The 14,016-nt window shown below is 75.0% G+C and carries 17 protein-coding genes; 11 read left to right on the top strand and 6 right to left on the bottom strand.

What is annotated here, in order from left to right; genetic code table 11:
* Positions 1–19 precede the first annotated feature (19 nt).
* On the top strand, positions 20–1,045 hold the full coding sequence (gene ilvC, locus KK617_RS07595; RefSeq protein ID WP_277499230.1) for a ketol-acid reductoisomerase: 1,026 nt from the start codon (positions 20–22) through the stop codon (positions 1,043–1,045).
* A 94-nt stretch (positions 1,046–1,139) separates the two neighbouring features.
* On the opposite strand, the gene KK617_RS07600 is transcribed toward ilvC, so the two are convergent.
* Entirely contained in the window at positions 1,140–1,982 is an 843-nt protein-coding gene (locus KK617_RS07600; RefSeq protein WP_277499232.1) for an ABC transporter permease subunit, read from the bottom strand.
* Positions 1,979–2,911, bottom strand: coding sequence for an ATP-binding cassette domain-containing protein (locus KK617_RS07605; protein WP_277499233.1), 933 nt, complete (start codon positions 2,909–2,911; stop codon positions 1,979–1,981). The genes KK617_RS07600 and KK617_RS07605 overlap by 4 nt, the downstream gene beginning before the upstream one ends.
* 95 nt (positions 2,912–3,006) lie before the next feature.
* Between KK617_RS07605 and KK617_RS07610 the strand changes: the two genes are divergently transcribed.
* The 4 genes from KK617_RS07610 to KK617_RS07625 all read left to right on the top strand — a co-directional run bounded on the left by KK617_RS07610 (position 3,007) and on the right by KK617_RS07625 (position 5,599).
* Positions 3,007–3,723, top strand: a complete 717-nt coding sequence (locus KK617_RS07610) for a DsbA family oxidoreductase (RefSeq protein WP_277499234.1) — start codon at positions 3,007–3,009, stop codon at positions 3,721–3,723.
* A 171-nt stretch (positions 3,724–3,894) separates the two neighbouring features.
* Positions 3,895–4,326 (top strand): hypothetical protein, encoded by a 432-nt coding sequence (locus tag KK617_RS07615; protein WP_277499235.1) that lies wholly within the window; start codon positions 3,895–3,897, stop codon positions 4,324–4,326.
* On the top strand, positions 4,323–4,766 hold the full coding sequence (locus KK617_RS07620) for a hypothetical protein (RefSeq protein ID WP_277499236.1): 444 nt from the start codon (positions 4,323–4,325) through the stop codon (positions 4,764–4,766). Before KK617_RS07615 ends, KK617_RS07620 begins: the two co-directional genes overlap by 4 nt.
* Positions 4,763–5,599: a hypothetical protein gene (locus KK617_RS07625; protein WP_277499237.1), complete on the top strand. Its 837-nt coding sequence runs from the start codon at positions 4,763–4,765 to the stop codon at positions 5,597–5,599. Before KK617_RS07620 ends, KK617_RS07625 begins: the two co-directional genes overlap by 4 nt.
* Before the next feature lie 28 nt (positions 5,600–5,627).
* Here the strand turns inward: KK617_RS07625 and KK617_RS07630 are convergent, their stop codons facing one another.
* Complete coding sequence (locus KK617_RS07630; RefSeq protein ID WP_277499238.1) at positions 5,628–5,909, bottom strand: DUF4287 domain-containing protein; 282 nt, start codon at positions 5,907–5,909, stop codon at positions 5,628–5,630.
* A gap of 170 nt (positions 5,910–6,079) precedes the next feature.
* Between KK617_RS07630 and KK617_RS07635 the strand changes: the two genes are divergently transcribed.
* Positions 6,080–6,820, top strand: a complete 741-nt coding sequence (locus tag KK617_RS07635) for a hypothetical protein (RefSeq protein ID WP_277499239.1) — start codon at positions 6,080–6,082, stop codon at positions 6,818–6,820.
* Here the strand turns inward: KK617_RS07635 and KK617_RS07640 are convergent.
* Positions 6,801–7,367 (bottom strand): class I SAM-dependent methyltransferase, encoded by a 567-nt coding sequence (locus tag KK617_RS07640; RefSeq protein ID WP_277499240.1) that lies wholly within the window; start codon positions 7,365–7,367, stop codon positions 6,801–6,803. The genes KK617_RS07635 and KK617_RS07640 overlap by 20 nt on opposite strands.
* A gap of 448 nt (positions 7,368–7,815) precedes the next feature.
* Between KK617_RS07640 and KK617_RS07645 the strand changes: the two genes are divergently transcribed.
* From KK617_RS07645 to KK617_RS07655, 3 genes are all read left to right on the top strand, one after another.
* Positions 7,816–7,941, top strand: coding sequence for a hypothetical protein (locus tag KK617_RS07645; protein WP_277499241.1), 126 nt, complete (start codon positions 7,816–7,818; stop codon positions 7,939–7,941).
* 11 nt (positions 7,942–7,952) lie between these two features.
* Positions 7,953–9,035 carry a 3-isopropylmalate dehydrogenase gene (locus tag KK617_RS07650; protein WP_277499242.1) on the top strand — a complete coding sequence of 361 codons (1,083 nt, stop codon included), beginning with the start codon at positions 7,953–7,955 and terminating at the stop codon, positions 9,033–9,035.
* Positions 9,036–9,165: 130 nt separating this feature from the next.
* Complete coding sequence (locus KK617_RS07655; RefSeq protein ID WP_277499244.1) at positions 9,166–10,251, top strand: branched-chain amino acid aminotransferase; 1,086 nt, start codon at positions 9,166–9,168, stop codon at positions 10,249–10,251.
* A gap of 33 nt (positions 10,252–10,284) precedes the next feature.
* On the opposite strand, the gene KK617_RS07660 is transcribed toward KK617_RS07655, so the two are convergent.
* A complete protein-coding gene (locus KK617_RS07660; protein WP_277499245.1) occupies positions 10,285–11,151 on the bottom strand; it encodes an ABC transporter permease in 867 nt (288 codons plus the stop codon).
* Positions 11,148–12,185, bottom strand: a complete 1,038-nt coding sequence (locus KK617_RS07665; RefSeq protein ID WP_277499246.1) for an ATP-binding cassette domain-containing protein — start codon at positions 12,183–12,185, stop codon at positions 11,148–11,150. The genes KK617_RS07660 and KK617_RS07665 overlap by 4 nt, the downstream gene beginning before the upstream one ends.
* A gap of 118 nt (positions 12,186–12,303) precedes the next feature.
* Here KK617_RS07665 and KK617_RS07670 point away from each other — a divergent pair, with 118 nt between their 5' ends.
* Both KK617_RS07670 and KK617_RS07675 read left to right on the top strand, forming a co-directional pair.
* The gene (locus KK617_RS07670) at positions 12,304–12,723 is read left to right on the top strand and encodes an MmcQ/YjbR family DNA-binding protein (protein WP_277499247.1); all 420 of its coding nucleotides are present in this window, start codon (positions 12,304–12,306) and stop codon (positions 12,721–12,723) included.
* 10 nt (positions 12,724–12,733) lie between these two features.
* On the top strand, positions 12,734–14,016 hold a 1,283-nt coding region (locus tag KK617_RS07675), incomplete at its 3' end, for a serine/threonine protein kinase (RefSeq protein WP_277499250.1).

Here is a 14,016-nt window from a genome sequence, read left to right on the forward strand (position 1 = left end):
GACGAAGGAGAAGCCCGACGTGGCTGAGATGTACTACGACGACGACGCCGACCTGTCCCTGATCCAGGGCAAGAACGTGGCCGTCATCGGTTACGGCAGCCAGGGCCACGCCCACGCGCTGAACCTGCGCGACTCGGGTGTCGACGTCCGCGTCGGCCTGCCCGAGGGCTCGAAGAGCCGGGCGAAGGCGGAGGAGGAGGGCCTGCGCGTCCTCACCCCGGCCGAGGCCGTGGAGGAGGCCGACGTCATCGTCGTCCTCGCCCCCGACCAGGTGCAGCGCCACCTCTACACGGAGTCGATCGAGCCGCACATCGCGGAGGGCGACACCCTCGTCTTCGGCCACGGCTTCAACATCCGCTTCGGCTACATCACCCCGCCGGCCGGCGTGGACGTGGTCCTCGTGGCCCCCAAGGCCCCGGGTCACACGGTGCGCCGCGAGTACGTCGCGGGGCGCGGCATCCCGGACATCATCGCGGTCGAGCAGGACGCCAGCGGCACCGCGTGGGACCTCGCGAAGTCCTACGCCAAGGCCATCGGCGGCACTCGCGCCGGCGTCATCAAGACGACCTTCACCGAGGAGACCGAGACCGACCTGTTCGGTGAGCAGGCCGTGCTCTGCGGCGGCGTCTCGCACCTCGTGCAGGCCGGCTTCGAGACCCTCACCGAGGCGGGCTACCAGCCGGAGATCGCCTACTTCGAGGTGCTCCACGAGCTCAAGCTCATCGTCGACCTCATGTTCGAGGGCGGCATCGCCAAGCAGCGCTGGAGCGTCTCCGACACGGCCGAGTACGGCGACTACGTGTCGGGCCCGCGCGTCGTCGACGCCGGCGTGAAGGAGCGGATGCAGGCCGTGCTCGCCGACATCCAGGACGGCACGTTCGCGAAGCGCTTCATCGACGACCAGGACAAGGGCGGCGAGGAGTTCACCGAGCTCCGCGCGAAGGAGGCCGGCCACCCGATCGAGGCGACCGGCAAGGAGCTGCGCTCGCACTTCTCGTGGCAGCAGACCGACGCCGACTACACCGAGGGCTCCGCCGCGCGCTGACCCCGGGCCGGCTGCAGCAGAGCCGCCGCACGCACGGACGCCTCCGTTCCCCGCACGGGGAGCGGAGGCGTCCGTCGTCAGCGGCCGGCCGCGCTCACTTCACCTCGGAGCGGCGCAGCGTCCAGAGCCCGACGAGGAGCGGCAGGACGAGCCACGGCAGCGACGAGACCCCGATCTGGGCCCACGCCTCGCCACCGGGCCAGCCGTCGAAGAGGCTGGTCTGCGCGTAGTTGAAGTCGAGCCAGGGCTGCAGGTCGGCCCACCAGTCCTGGAACGTCGCCAGCGTCATCAATAGCGTCGGCACGACGAACGAGTAGACGAAGTACCCCACGATCGCCGCCGGCGAGCTGCGCAGCAGCACGCCGAGCATGAACCCGACCGCCATGCCCAGCAGGTTGGCGACGACGATGCCGACGAGCGAGCTGACCGACGAGTCCCAGACGGCGTCGGTGCCGGCCAGTGCCGAGCCGACCACCGTGCCGAGGGCCCCGACGCCCATCGCCACCAGCATCGAGACCACGCCGACGACCGCGGCGACGGCCGCCTTGGCGGCGATCACCCGGCCCCGCGACGGCACCATGGTGAAGGTGCCCAGCCCGCTGCGCTGGCTCCACTCGCTCGTCACCGAGAGGATCGCGAGCACGGGCAGCACGATCGCCATCGGGATGCCGATCGCGCTCGCGAACGTCTCGAAGGTGAGCGCCTCGTCGGGGGCGAAGAGCACCACGGCGGCGCTCGCCACGACGGCCAGCACGACGATGCTGGCGCACAGCCACAGGCCGGCCCGGGTGTCGAACGTCTTGCGGGCCTCGACGCCGACCAGCCGCGCGAACGACGGGCGCCGCAGGTCGGGGCGGGGGGTGCGGACCGTCGTACCCGCGACGGGGGTGCTGCCGGGGGCGGCCGTGCCGGCCGGGGGCGTGACGAGCGCGCTCATGCCGCCACCCCTGCCGTGCGCAGCGGGGCGGGGGTCTCGCGCTGGGTGTCGGCGGTCAGCTCGAGGAACATCTCCTCGAGGCCGGCGCCGTCGGCCGCCCGCAGGCCCGCGAGGGGTACGCCGGCCGCGTGCGCCACCCGGCCCACCTCCCGCGGCTGGGCCTCGACGGAGAGGGCGCCGTCGTGCGTGCGGGTGACGACGATCCCGGCGGCGCCGAGGGCGCGCACCAGGGCGGCGCCGTCCGTCGGCTCCGCGGGCGCGACGACCGTGCCGGCCGACGCCAGCAGCTCGGCCTTCGTGCCCTGCGCGACGATGCGGCCGCGGCCGATGACGACGAGGTCGTCGGCGACGACCTCGATCTCGCCGAGCAGGTGGGAGGAGAGCAGCACCGTCCCCCCGCGCTGCGCGAACCCGCGCAGCAGGTCGCGCATCCAGCGGATGCCGGCCGGGTCGAGCCCGTTGGCCGGCTCGTCGAGCACCAGCACCTCGGGGTCCCCGACGAGGGCGACCGCGATGCCGAGGCGCTGGCGCATGCCGAGGGAGTAGTTGCGCACCCGGCGCTCCGCCTCGGTCGAGGTGAGGGAGACGAGCTCGAGCATCTCGTCGACCCGGGTGCGGGGCAGGCCCGCGGTCTGGGCGGCGATCGCCAGGATCTCGCGGCCCGTGCGGCCCGCGTGCTGGGCGGAGGCGTCGAGGAGCACGCCGACCTCGCGCGGCGGGTTCGGCAGGTCGGTGAACCGCGCGCCGCAGACGGTCGCGCTGCCGGCCGACGGCGGCGTGAGGCCGACCATCATCCGCATGGTCGTGGACTTCCCGGCGCCGTTGGGCCCCAGGAAGCCGGTGACCCGCCCGGGGCGGGCCGTGAAGGTCACGTCGTCGACGGCGCGGTGGGCGCCGTACGTCTTGGTCAGTCCGGTCACTTCGATCATGGTCCGAGCCTCGCGGCGCCGCGGCGCCGGGGACATCGGGGGAAGTCCTGGCCCGACCCCGGGAATGGGCCGGGGGGCCTCGGGGTTGGGGGTGCGTGCGCATCGAGATCTGGTCCGACGTCGTCTGTCCCTGGTGCTTCGTCGGCAAGCGCCGGCTGGAGAAGGCCCTCGCGGGCTTCGAGCACGCCGACGAGGTCGAGGTGGTCTACCGCTCGTTCGAGCTCGACCCCTCCGCCCCGCAGCACGGCCACGAGCTGACGACCGGGGTGCTCGCCCGCAAGTACGGGCGCAGCGAGGCCGAGATGCGCCAGATGCAGGAGCAGCTCGTCGAGGTCGCGGCCCAGGAGGGTCTCGCGATGCGGCTCCTCGAGAACGTGCACACCCGCACCGTCGACGCCCACCGGCTCCTCCACCTGGCTCTCGAGACGGGCGGGCCCGCGCAGCAGCGCGAGCTCAAGGAGGCGCTGCTCGCGGCGTACTTCCTGCGGGCCGAGGACGTCGGCGACCACGACGTGCTGCGCGCCGCCGCCGCGGGTGCGGGGCTCGACGCCGCGCGCGTCGACGAGGTGCTGGCCGGCGACGCGTACGCCGAGGCCGTCGCCGCCGACGTGGCCCAGGCCCGGGCGTACGGGGCGACCGGGGTGCCCTTCTTCGTCGTCGACGCCCGGTACGGCGTCTCGGGCGCCCAGCCCACCGAGGTGTTCGACCAGCTGCTGCGCCAGGCGTGGGCGGAGTCGCGCCCGACGCTGGTGCCGGTGGGCGGCGACGCCGAGGCCTGCGGGCCCGACGGGTGCGCCGTCCCCGGCGCATGATCCCCCTCCCCGCGGCCTGACGCCACCGCGTCGACCGCGTCCTGTGGACGGCCCGGTGGCTGTCCACAGGACGGGTCGCGCGCACTTCCGCCGACCCCCTCGCTCGGTGAACCTGGTGGTGGCCGGACGGGGGTCCGGCGCCGGCGGGAGCCGGGAGGCGAAGGGGGAACCATGAGCGCGGGAGACAGCGGCCCCACGGGGGCGGACGAGGCCCGGGCGGCGATCGCCGCCGTGCTGGCCGACGCGGACGCACAGGTGCGCCGCGCGGAGTCGTACGTCGCGGCGGTCGAGGGCCTGCGGGTGCGCGGGCGCGACCGCAGCGGAGCGGTGGTGGAGCTCGACCACGGGGGCGGTCTGGTGGACGTCGTCGTGGAGGAGCGGGTGGCCCGCGCGGGCGCGGAGCCGGTACGACGCGCCGTGCTCGCCGCCGTGGGGGACGCGCGGCGGCGGCTGCCCGAGCGGCTGACCGCGCTCGCGGCCCAGGCGTTCGGCCCGGAGGCCGCCACGACGGCCCACGTGCGCGAGCACGCCGAGCGGCAGTTCGGCGCCGGGGGTCGGGCGACGCGGTCCGCGGCCGGTGCGGCGGACGGGGTGCTCCGGTGAGCGGGGTCGTCGCGGTCGACCCCGGGGCGCTGCACCACCACGCGAACCGGCTGGCCGCGCTGGCGGCGGAGCCCCGCGCGGCGGGTGGGGCGGCCCGTGCGGTCGCTGCCCCGGGGAACGCCTTCGGTCTCCTCTGCGGGTTCATCGGTCAGCGGCTCGAGCCGTTCGGGCTCATGGGAGCCGTCGCGTGCGAGGCGGTCGGCGGGGCCCTCGAGGCCACCGCGGAGGGGCTGCGGCTCTTCGGGGACGACGTGGTCACCACCGACGCGACCGTCGGTGCGGCCGCGGACCGTGTCGTCGACGGGGTCGAGGCGGTCGTGCCGGTGCTGTGGGAGACCGTCGTCGGCGTCGTGACCGACGCCGGGGCCGGCCGGGGCGGGGAGCTCGCCCGCTGGGCGGAGCGGCTCGGCGCCACGCCCGTCGGGGGAGCGGTCCGGTGAGCGCCGACCCCGCCGACTACCTGGAGGCGGAGGGCGACAGCCGCACGTGGCACACGGGCGCCGGGGTGGTCGACAGCCTCATGACGTCCGCCGCCTCGGTGGGGCGGGACGACTGGCTGCAGGCGGGGCTCGCGGGCCTCTGCGCCGTGGACGAGACCGCCAACCTGCTGTCCGACCCCTTCGGTCGCCTCCTGCGGGCCGGCATCGGGTGGGTCATGGAGCACTTCCAGCCGCTGCACGAGCTGCTCGACGCGGTGACCGGCAACCCCGACGAGGTGCTCGCCTTCGCCGGCACGTGGACCAACGTGGGCGAGGGGCTCCTCGCAGTGGCGGACCAGCACCGCGCGGCGGTGGCCGAGGTCGCCGAGGGGTGGACGGGGCGGGCGGCGGGGGCCTACACCGTGGCGGCGGCCGGGCAGAGCACGGCGGCCGAGGCCTGCGCCGAGGCGGCGCTCGGCATGGCCGGCGCCACGCGGCTCGCGTCCTCCCTCGTCACGGGCGTGCGGGCGGCGGTGCGCGCCGCGATCGCGGACCTCGTGGCCTGGCTCGCCCCGCGCTTCCCCGTCCTGGCCTCCGGCGTCGGCACGGGCCCGATCCTGCTGCGGCTGGCCCAGCGCGTGCGCGGCGAGGCGCAGCGGCTCGCCGAGGTGCTGCAGCGGGTCGTGAGGTCGGTCGAGACCCTGTGCGAGCGCCTGGACGCCTGCACCCGAGACCTCGGGAGCGTGGTGTCCCACCTCGGGACCGCCGCGCGCGTCGTGGTCGCCCCGAGCGGCTTCCTCGAGAAGGCTGCGTCCGGCGCGGTGCGGCACACGGCGACGTACGACGACGTGTGAGCCCGCCCGCCCACCGGGGCCCGTGCGGTCAGCGGCGGGCCAGGCCGTCGAGGCGCAGCTCGGTGCTCTCGTCGCGGTGCGCCCCGTCGGTCCCGACGTGCCGGGCGCTGATGGTCGGGCCCTCCTGGACGACGTGGACCAGGGCCATGCCGTGTCCACGTCCGAGCCCGTGCTCCTCCTTCAGCCAGGCCAGGATCTCGCCGGCCTTCGTCGAGGCGTCGTACCCACGGGCGTGGGCGGCGTCCACCAGCTGCTGCGGGGTGAGACCGGTCTTCTTCTCGGCGCCGTCGAGGTAGGCCTGGAAGGACATGCGCTGCTCCTGAGGTGGGTCGGGCGGTACGGCGGTCGGGGGGGCCGACCCGCGGGCGACCGCGAACTCATCGCTGGCCCGGGCAGCGGGGCCGCGCAGTCCGCCCCGGGCGGTCCACCCCTGCGCCGGTGGACGTGCCGCGCGGAGCCCCCAGGGTGCACCCTGGGACCGTGACCACCCTCGTCGACCTCGGCCCCGTCGCCCAGCTGCGCGCCGGGCGTCTCCCGCGCCGCCTCGCCCAGATGACGGTCGGGCTGATCTTCTACGGGATCTCGCTCGGCATGCTCGTGGCGGGCACCCTCGGCACCGCCCCGTGGGACGTCCTGCACACGGGCATCGCGACGCACGTGCCGCTCACCCTCGGGCAGGTGCTCATGCTCGCCAGCATCGTGGTGCTGATGGCCTTCTGGCCGCTGCGGGAGGTGCCCGGCGTCGCGACGCTGGCCAACCCCGTCGTCCTCGGCCTGAGCGCCGACGCGACGATCTGGCTGCTGCTCGACGTCGTCGACGTGCACGACGTCGTCGGGGACGGCGCACTCGGCTGGACGGTCCGGGTCGGGCTGATGGTCGGCGGCGTCGTGCTGTGCGGGTTCGCGACCGCCCTCTACATCGGGGCCCAGCTCGGCCGCGGTCCCCGCGACGGCCTCATGACCGGGTTGTCGCGCCGCACGGGCTGGTCGCTGCGCGCGGTCCGGACCGGCATCGAGGTGACCGTCGTGCTCGCCGGCCTGGCCCTCGGGGGTGCGGCCGGCGTCGGCACCCTGGTCTACGCCCTCGCCATCGGGCCGCTGACGCAGGCGATGCTGCCGCGGTGGACGGTCCGACTGCCCGGCGCGGCCGTGGCCCCGCCGGTCGTCGAGGCGGGCGTCGAGGCGGGCGTCGAGGCGGGCGTCAGCGCCGGGTCGCGATGACCGCGGAGGCGTCGGAGGCGACCATGACCTCCACCGCCGTGAAGCGCTCGTCGCTCAACCACTGCTCCCGCAGGGTGTCGACGCGGCCGTAGGTGATCGGCGGCCACTGCTCGCAGGGCACGAAGTCGTCGAGCACGACGACGCCGCCCGGCTCGACCAGGTCGGCGATCTCGTCGACCGCGACCGAGGTGGGGTCCCCGGAGTCCAGGAACAGCAGGGAGAAGGGACCCTTGTCGCCGAGGGTCGACCAGTCGGCGGCGAGCACCTCCACCTGCGGGTCGTCGACGAAGATCTCCGCCGCGGCCCCGGCCAGGCGCTCGTCGAGCTCGGCGGTCAGGATGTGCGCGTCACCGCGCAGCCCGCTGCGCAGCCACGCCGTACCCACGCCGCACCCGGTGCCGAACTCCGCCATGACGCCCCCGCGGGTGGCGGCGAGCGCTGCGAGGAGCCGCCCGGTCTCGTTGCGGCAGAAGGACACGTAGCCGGCGCGGCGGGAGACGTCGAACGCGCGGGAGACGATCTCGGGCAGCTCGGGGGGCGCGCTCACGTCCCCGAGTGTGCCATCCGCGGACAGGTGTCTCGGATGGTGAGCCAGTTCACGAGACCTGCTGCGCGGTGCGGCGGGCGGGGGTAGCGTCCTCGTCACCATGCGGAGCGTGATCGTACTTATCGAGTGCCGCGGCGAGGCCCACTGAAGGTGAGGCCACCTCGCCGCGGTGTTCGGCGTCGGTACGTCGCCTGGCCCCACCGGATCCCCGCATCCGCCCCTCGCTCCCACCCCTGAGCGCCGGACCGGTGCGGGTACGACGCCCCGTGGCGGCCCGCAGGTGACTCCTGCGTGATCCGCAGCCCCGCCTGGTCCACTCCTGGTCATCCCCAGGGTCGACGGTCCCGTCACGGGGCGTCGCGCCGGCACGACCGGCCCACCGCACACCCCGTCACGCCACCCGTCACACCCCCTGTCACCCCCTGACACGACACCCCAGGAGCCCGCTATGTACGACATGTATCCCGAGTGGGGACCCGCCAGCCACGACCCCCGCAACCCCCACAGCCACGAGGCCGTCCAGGTCGCGCTCGACTCCCGAGACACCCGCGGCGAGCGCCCCGACGACAACTAGGCTCGCCGGTCATGACCGACTCCTCCACGACCAGCCCGACCTCGGGCTCGCTGCGGCTCGCCGTCATCCCCGGCGACGGCATCGGGCAGGAGGTGACGGCCGAGGCGCTCAAGGTGCTGGAGGTCGCCGCGCCCGCGGGGGTGGAGTTCGAGCCCACCCGGTACGACCTGGGCGCGGAGCGCTACCTCGCGACCGGCGAGGTGCTCCCGGACTCGGTGCTGGAGGAGGTCCGCTCCCACGACGCGATCCTGCTCGGCGCGGTCGGCGGCAAGCCCGGCGACCCGAACCTGCCGCCCGGCATCCTGGAGCGCGGCCTCCTGCTGCGGCTGCGCTTCGAGCTCGACCACTACGTGAACCTGCGCCCGTCCCGGATCTTCCCCGGCGTCACCTCGCCGCTGGCGGACCCGGGCGAGGTCGACTTCGTCGTCGTGCGCGAGGGCACCGAGGGCCCCTACACGGGCAACGGCGGTGCGCTGCGCGTCGGCACGCCGGCCGAGCTGGCCACCGAGGTCTCGATCACCACGGCCTTCGGCGTGGAGCGCGTCGTCCGCGACGCGTTCGCCCGCGCCCAGCGCCGGCCCCGCAAGAAGCTGACGCTCATCCACAAGACCAACGTCCTCACGTACGGCGGGGCCGTGTGGAGCCGGCTGGTGAAGGAGGTCGGTGCGGAGTTCCCCGAGGTCACCGTCGACTACCTGCACATCGACGCCGCCACCATCTTCATGACGACCGACCCGTCCCGCTTCGACGTGATCGTCACCGACAACCTCTTCGGCGACATCATCACGGACCTCGCCGCCGCCATCACCGGAGGCATCGGCCTGGCCGCGTCCGGCAACGTGAACCCGGACCGCACCACGCCGTCCATGTTCGAGCCCGTGCACGGCTCCGCGCCCGACATCGCGGGCCAGCAGAAGGCCGACCCCACCGCCGCGATCCTCTCCGCCGCCCTGCTGCTCGACCACCTCGGGCACGCGGACGCCGCCCGGAGGATCGAGGACGCGGTCATCGCCGACCTCGCCGCCCGCGCGGGCGGCGAGCCGCGCCGTACCCCCGAGGTCGGCGACGCCATCGCTGCCCGGGTAGCCGGGTGAGCCCCGCTCCCTGACCACCTCGTCACGACGCCGGGCACGCCACGTGCCCGGCGTCGTCGCATTTCCGGCCGAGCAGCAGACCCCGCCACCCGTCCACCCCCACCCCGACAGGTCGACTAACGTGCCCCCCATGCAGATCAGCACCACCCCGAACCCGAGCCCCGTCGACGACGCGCGGCTCGCCGAGATCCTGGCCGCGCCGGGTTTCGGCACCCACTTCACCGACCACATGCTGACGGTCGAGTGGACGCCGGAGGCGGGGTGGCACGACGCGCGCGTGACGCCGTACGGGCCGCTGGTGCTCGACCCGGCGACCGCGGTCCTGCACTACGCGCAGGAGATCTTCGAGGGCATGAAGGCCTACCGCCACGCGGACGGCTCGGTGTGGACGTTCCGGCCCGAGGCCAACGCGGAGCGCATGGAGCGCTCGTCGCGCCGCCTGGCGCTGCCCGTGCTCCCGCCCGCGGACTTCGTCGCGACGGTCGACGAGCTCGTGCGCACCGACGCCCGCTGGGTGCCGGACGGCGAGGGGGAGAAGAGCCTCTACCTGCGCCCCTTCATGTTCGCCTCGGAGACGTTCCTCGGGGTGCGGCCCGCGCAGCACGTGACCTACATGGTCATCGCCTCGCCCGCCGGCGCCTACTTCAAGGGCGGCGTGCGCCCCGTGAGCCTGTGGCTGACGGAGGAGTACACCCGCGCCGGGCGCGGCGGCATGGGCGCGGCCAAGACCGGCGGCAACTACGCCAGCTCGCTCGTCGCCCAGCAGGAGGCCTCCGCCCACGGCTGCGACCAGGTCGTGTTCCTCGACGCCCAGGAGGGGCGCTACGTCGAGGAGCTCGGCGGCATGAACATGTACTTCGTGCACGCGGACGGCCGCATCTCGACGCCGGAGACCGGCACGATCCTCGAGGGCATCACGCGCTCCTCGATCATCGAGCTGGCCGGCAAGCTCGGCCACGAGGTGCACGAGCGGAAGTTCACCATCGACGAGTGGCGCGACGGCGTGGCCGGCGGGGACATCGTCGAGGTCTTCGCCTGCGGCACCGCCGCCGTCGTCACCCCCGTCGGCGCCCTCAAGTGGGCCGGCGGCGAGGTGCCCTCGCCGACCGGCGACGACGAGGGCGGCCCGGTCACCACGACGATCCGGCAGGCCCTGGTCGACATCCAGTACGGCCGCGCCGACGACACGTTCGGCTGGATGCACCGGGTGCTCTGAGCCCACCCCGCCCGGCCACCGGGCCCGGCCCGGTCACTTGCGGTTGTAGAGCCGCATCGTGACCGGGCCGAACACGGCGACGAAGCCCGCGCTGACCGCGGCGACCGCGACCAGCTCGCCGGCGTCGGGGGTGCCCGCGCACAGGGAGCGCACGCAGTCGACGACCAGCGTGATGGGGTTGACCTCGACGAACGCCTCCAGCCAGCCCGGCATCGTGGCCGGGTCGACGTACGTGCTCGACAGGAACGTCAGCGGCATCAGCACCATCATGCTGACGCCCATCACCGACTTCTCCGAGCGCAGCAGCAGGCCGAACATCGTCCACACCCACGAGAACGCGAAGCAGAACACGAGCAGCACGGCGACGCCCGCCGCGACACCGGCGAGCCCGCCGGCGGGCCGGAAGCCGAGCACCAGGCCCATCGTCACGATGACGACGGCGGCGATGAGGTAGCGCAGCAGGTCCCCGAGCAGGTAGCCGACCATCGGCGCCGGCCGCCAGATCGGCAGCGTGCGGAACCGGTCGAAGACGCCTTTCTCGATGTCGGTGTTGATCGAGACGCCGGTGTACATCGTGATCATCGCGATGCTGGACACGAGGATGCCGGGCAGGAAGAACTGCAGGTACGCCGTCGTGGAGCCCGCCAGGGCACCCCCGAAGAGGTACGTGAACATCAGCGTCATCATGATCGGGAACAGCGTGACGTCGAACAGCTGCTCCGGCACGTGCTTGATCTTGAGCACCGCGCGCCACCCGAAGGTGACCGACGCCGACCACGCCGTGGGTCGCGCCGGCGGCGGGTCCGCCAGCAGTATCCGCGCGATGTCGGCGGTGGCGGGTGCGTCGCCGGCCGGGGGCCCGGCGGGGGCGGCGGGGGACGTCGCGTCGACGGTGCTCATGCCGCACTCTCCTCGGTGGTGGCGGGGCGGTCGGTGAGGGCGAGGAAGACCTCGTCGAGGCTCGGCTGGCCGAGCGAGAAGGTGTCGACGACGATGCCGGCGTCCGCGAGCGCGCGCAGCGCCGCGGCGGACCGGTCGGCGGCGACCGCGGTGGCCGTGCCCGTGGCACCGTCCGCACTGCCCGGCTCGCCCGGCTCGCCCGGCTCGCCCGGCTCGATCCGCACCGACAGCGCGACGGGGTCGTTCTCCCGGTGCGGGTCGGAGCCGAGGACCGGGGCCAGGAGCGCCGCGGCCTCCTCCCGCCGGGCGGCGTCGCGGAGCCGGACGTGCACCGAGCCCAGGCCGACGGACGCCTTGAGGTCCCCCTTCGTGCCCTCGGCGACCACGCGGCCGCGGTCGATCACCGCGATCCGCGACGCGAGCTGGTCGGCCTCGTCGAGGTACTGCGTCGTCAGCAGCACCGTCGTGCCCTGCGCGACCACGGCCCGCACGATGTCCCAGACCTGGTTGCGGCTGCGCGGGTCGAGGCCGGTGGTCGGCTCGTCCAGGAAGAGCAGGCGCGGGGTCGACAGCAGGCTGGCGGCGATGTCGAGGCGCCGGCGCATGCCGCCGGAGTAGCCCTTCGCCTGGCGGCCCGCGGCCTCGGCGAGGCCGAACGCGTCGAGCAGGTCCGCGGCGCGCGAGCGGGCCCGCGCCTTCGAGTGCCCGAGCAGCCGGCTCAGCAGCACGAGGTTCTCCGTGCCCGTCAGGTCCTCGTCCACCGAGGCGTACTGCCCCGTGAGGCTGATGAGGCCGCGCACGGTGTCGGGCTCGGCGGCCACGTCGTGGCCGAAGACGAGGGCCTCGCCGCCGTCGGGGCGCAGCAGGGTCGCCAGCAGCTTGACGGTCGTCGTCTTGCCGGCGCCGTTGGGGCCGAGCAGGCCGTACACGGTGCCGGGCGCGACGGTGAGGTCGACGCCGTCGACCGCCCGGTTGCTGCCGAACGTCTTCACGAGGCCACGGGCCTCGATCGCCGGTGGTGAGGAGGAGGTCACGACGGGTGTCCTTCCGGTCGGTCCGAGGGGGTACGACGGGTCGACCCGCGCCGCGCGCCGAACTCATCGGCCCGGGTCACCCGTTGACGGGCCCCGCCCGGCTCGGGACGCTGACGCCGTGCCCCACCCCATCCAGTTCGACGACGACGACCCCTGGCTCGCGCGGCTGCGTGCCCTGGCCCTGGCCTACCCGCGGGCCGAGGAGGTCGTCTCCCACGGCCGCCCGACCTTCCGGGTGGGGAAGATCTTCTGCCTGTTCGGCTCGGAGCAGAAGCAGCCCGACGGCACCCGCGTGCCGCACCCGGCGGCCGTCGTGGTCAAGGTCGATCCCGCCGAGCTGCCCGCCCTCGACGAGGACCCCCGCTTCTTCCTGCCGCGCTACTGGGCCTCGTTCGGCTGGCGCGGCCTCGACCTCGACGGGCCCGGCGCCGACGCGGGCGAGGTGGCCGAGCTCGTCGACGCCTCCTACCGGCTCGTGGCGCCCCGCCGCGCCCTCGCCGAGCTCGAGGAGCGGACCCGGAAGGGCTCGGCGGGGTAGCCTCGCAGCCGTGTCGACGGCTCCCCGGCCGGGCCCGTCAGCCCCGCCCGCAGCTCCCGAGCAGCACCGTCCCCCGCCCGGTCTCCGGGTGGGGGAGTACCGCCTGCTCGCCCGCATCGGCGAGGGCGGCATGGGCGTCGTGCACCTCGCCCGCAGACCCGGCGGCGAGCGCGTGGCGCTCAAGGTGCTCCGCCCCCACGTCGTCGGCGACGACGAGGCCCGCGCCCGCCTGGCCCGCGAGGTCAACTCGCTGAGCCGCATCCGCTCGAGCCGCGTCGCCGAGATCGTCGACGCCGACCCGTGGGCGGACATCCCGTACGTCGCGACCCGCTACGTGCCCGGCCTCAGCCTCCACGACCACGTCCGGGAGGAGGGCCCGGTCGCCGCCGGCGACCTCGCGCACTTCGCCGCCGAGCTGTGCGCCGCCCTCGACGCCGTGCACCGGGTCGGCGTGCTGCACCGCGACGTGAAGCCGTCGAACGTGCTGATGGAGGGGCGCAACCCGATCCTCATCGACTTCGGCCTGGCCCGCGTCGCCGACGACCCGCGGCTGACGCACACCGGCTGGCTGCTGGGCACGCCGGGCTACCTCGCGCCCGAGATCCTCCTCGGCGAGGACGCGACGCCCGCCGCCGACGTGCACTCGCTCGCCGCCACCATTGCCTTCGGCGGCCTCGGCCGGGCACCGTTCGGGCGGGGACCGGCGATGGCGGTGATGGACCGGGTGCGCCGCGGCGAGCACGACCTCGACGGGCTCCCGACCGGCATCCGCGCCGCCCTGGAGCGCGCGCTCGACCCCGACCCGGGGCGCCGCCCCTCGCTCGCCGAGCTGCGTGCCTGGATCGATCCCGCGGCCCTCGAGTCCTCCACCCGCGCCCGCATGCCCGCCGTCGGCGGTGCGGCACCAGCCGGTACGGCGGGCCCCGCCGCCCCGACCGCGGTGGCGCCGGTGTCGACCATGCCGGTCACGAGCGCCCCGCCCGGGTCGACGGCGCCACCGTCGGCCCCCGCCGGTCGCCCGCTCCCGCCGCTCGAGGCCCGCACGAAGGTGCTGCCCGACGAGCCGACCGCCCCCGAGCGCCCCGACCCGGCGAGCCTCATGCCGCCGGAGCGTGCGCCGTACCAGCAGCCGCCGCCCCCGCCGCCCGGGTCGCGGCCGCCGTTCGCGCCGACGATGCGTCCGCACCCGGGGCTGCACCCCGGTCCGCAGCAGCACCCCGGTCAGCAGCGCCCGCCGTACCCGCCCCCGGAGCCCGCGGGGCCCCCGGAGCCCGGGGCCCGCCCGCGTCGCTC

Source organism: Nocardioides sp. ChNu-99, from assembly GCF_029493445.1.
Taxonomy (GTDB): domain Bacteria; phylum Actinomycetota; class Actinomycetes; order Propionibacteriales; family Nocardioidaceae; genus Nocardioides.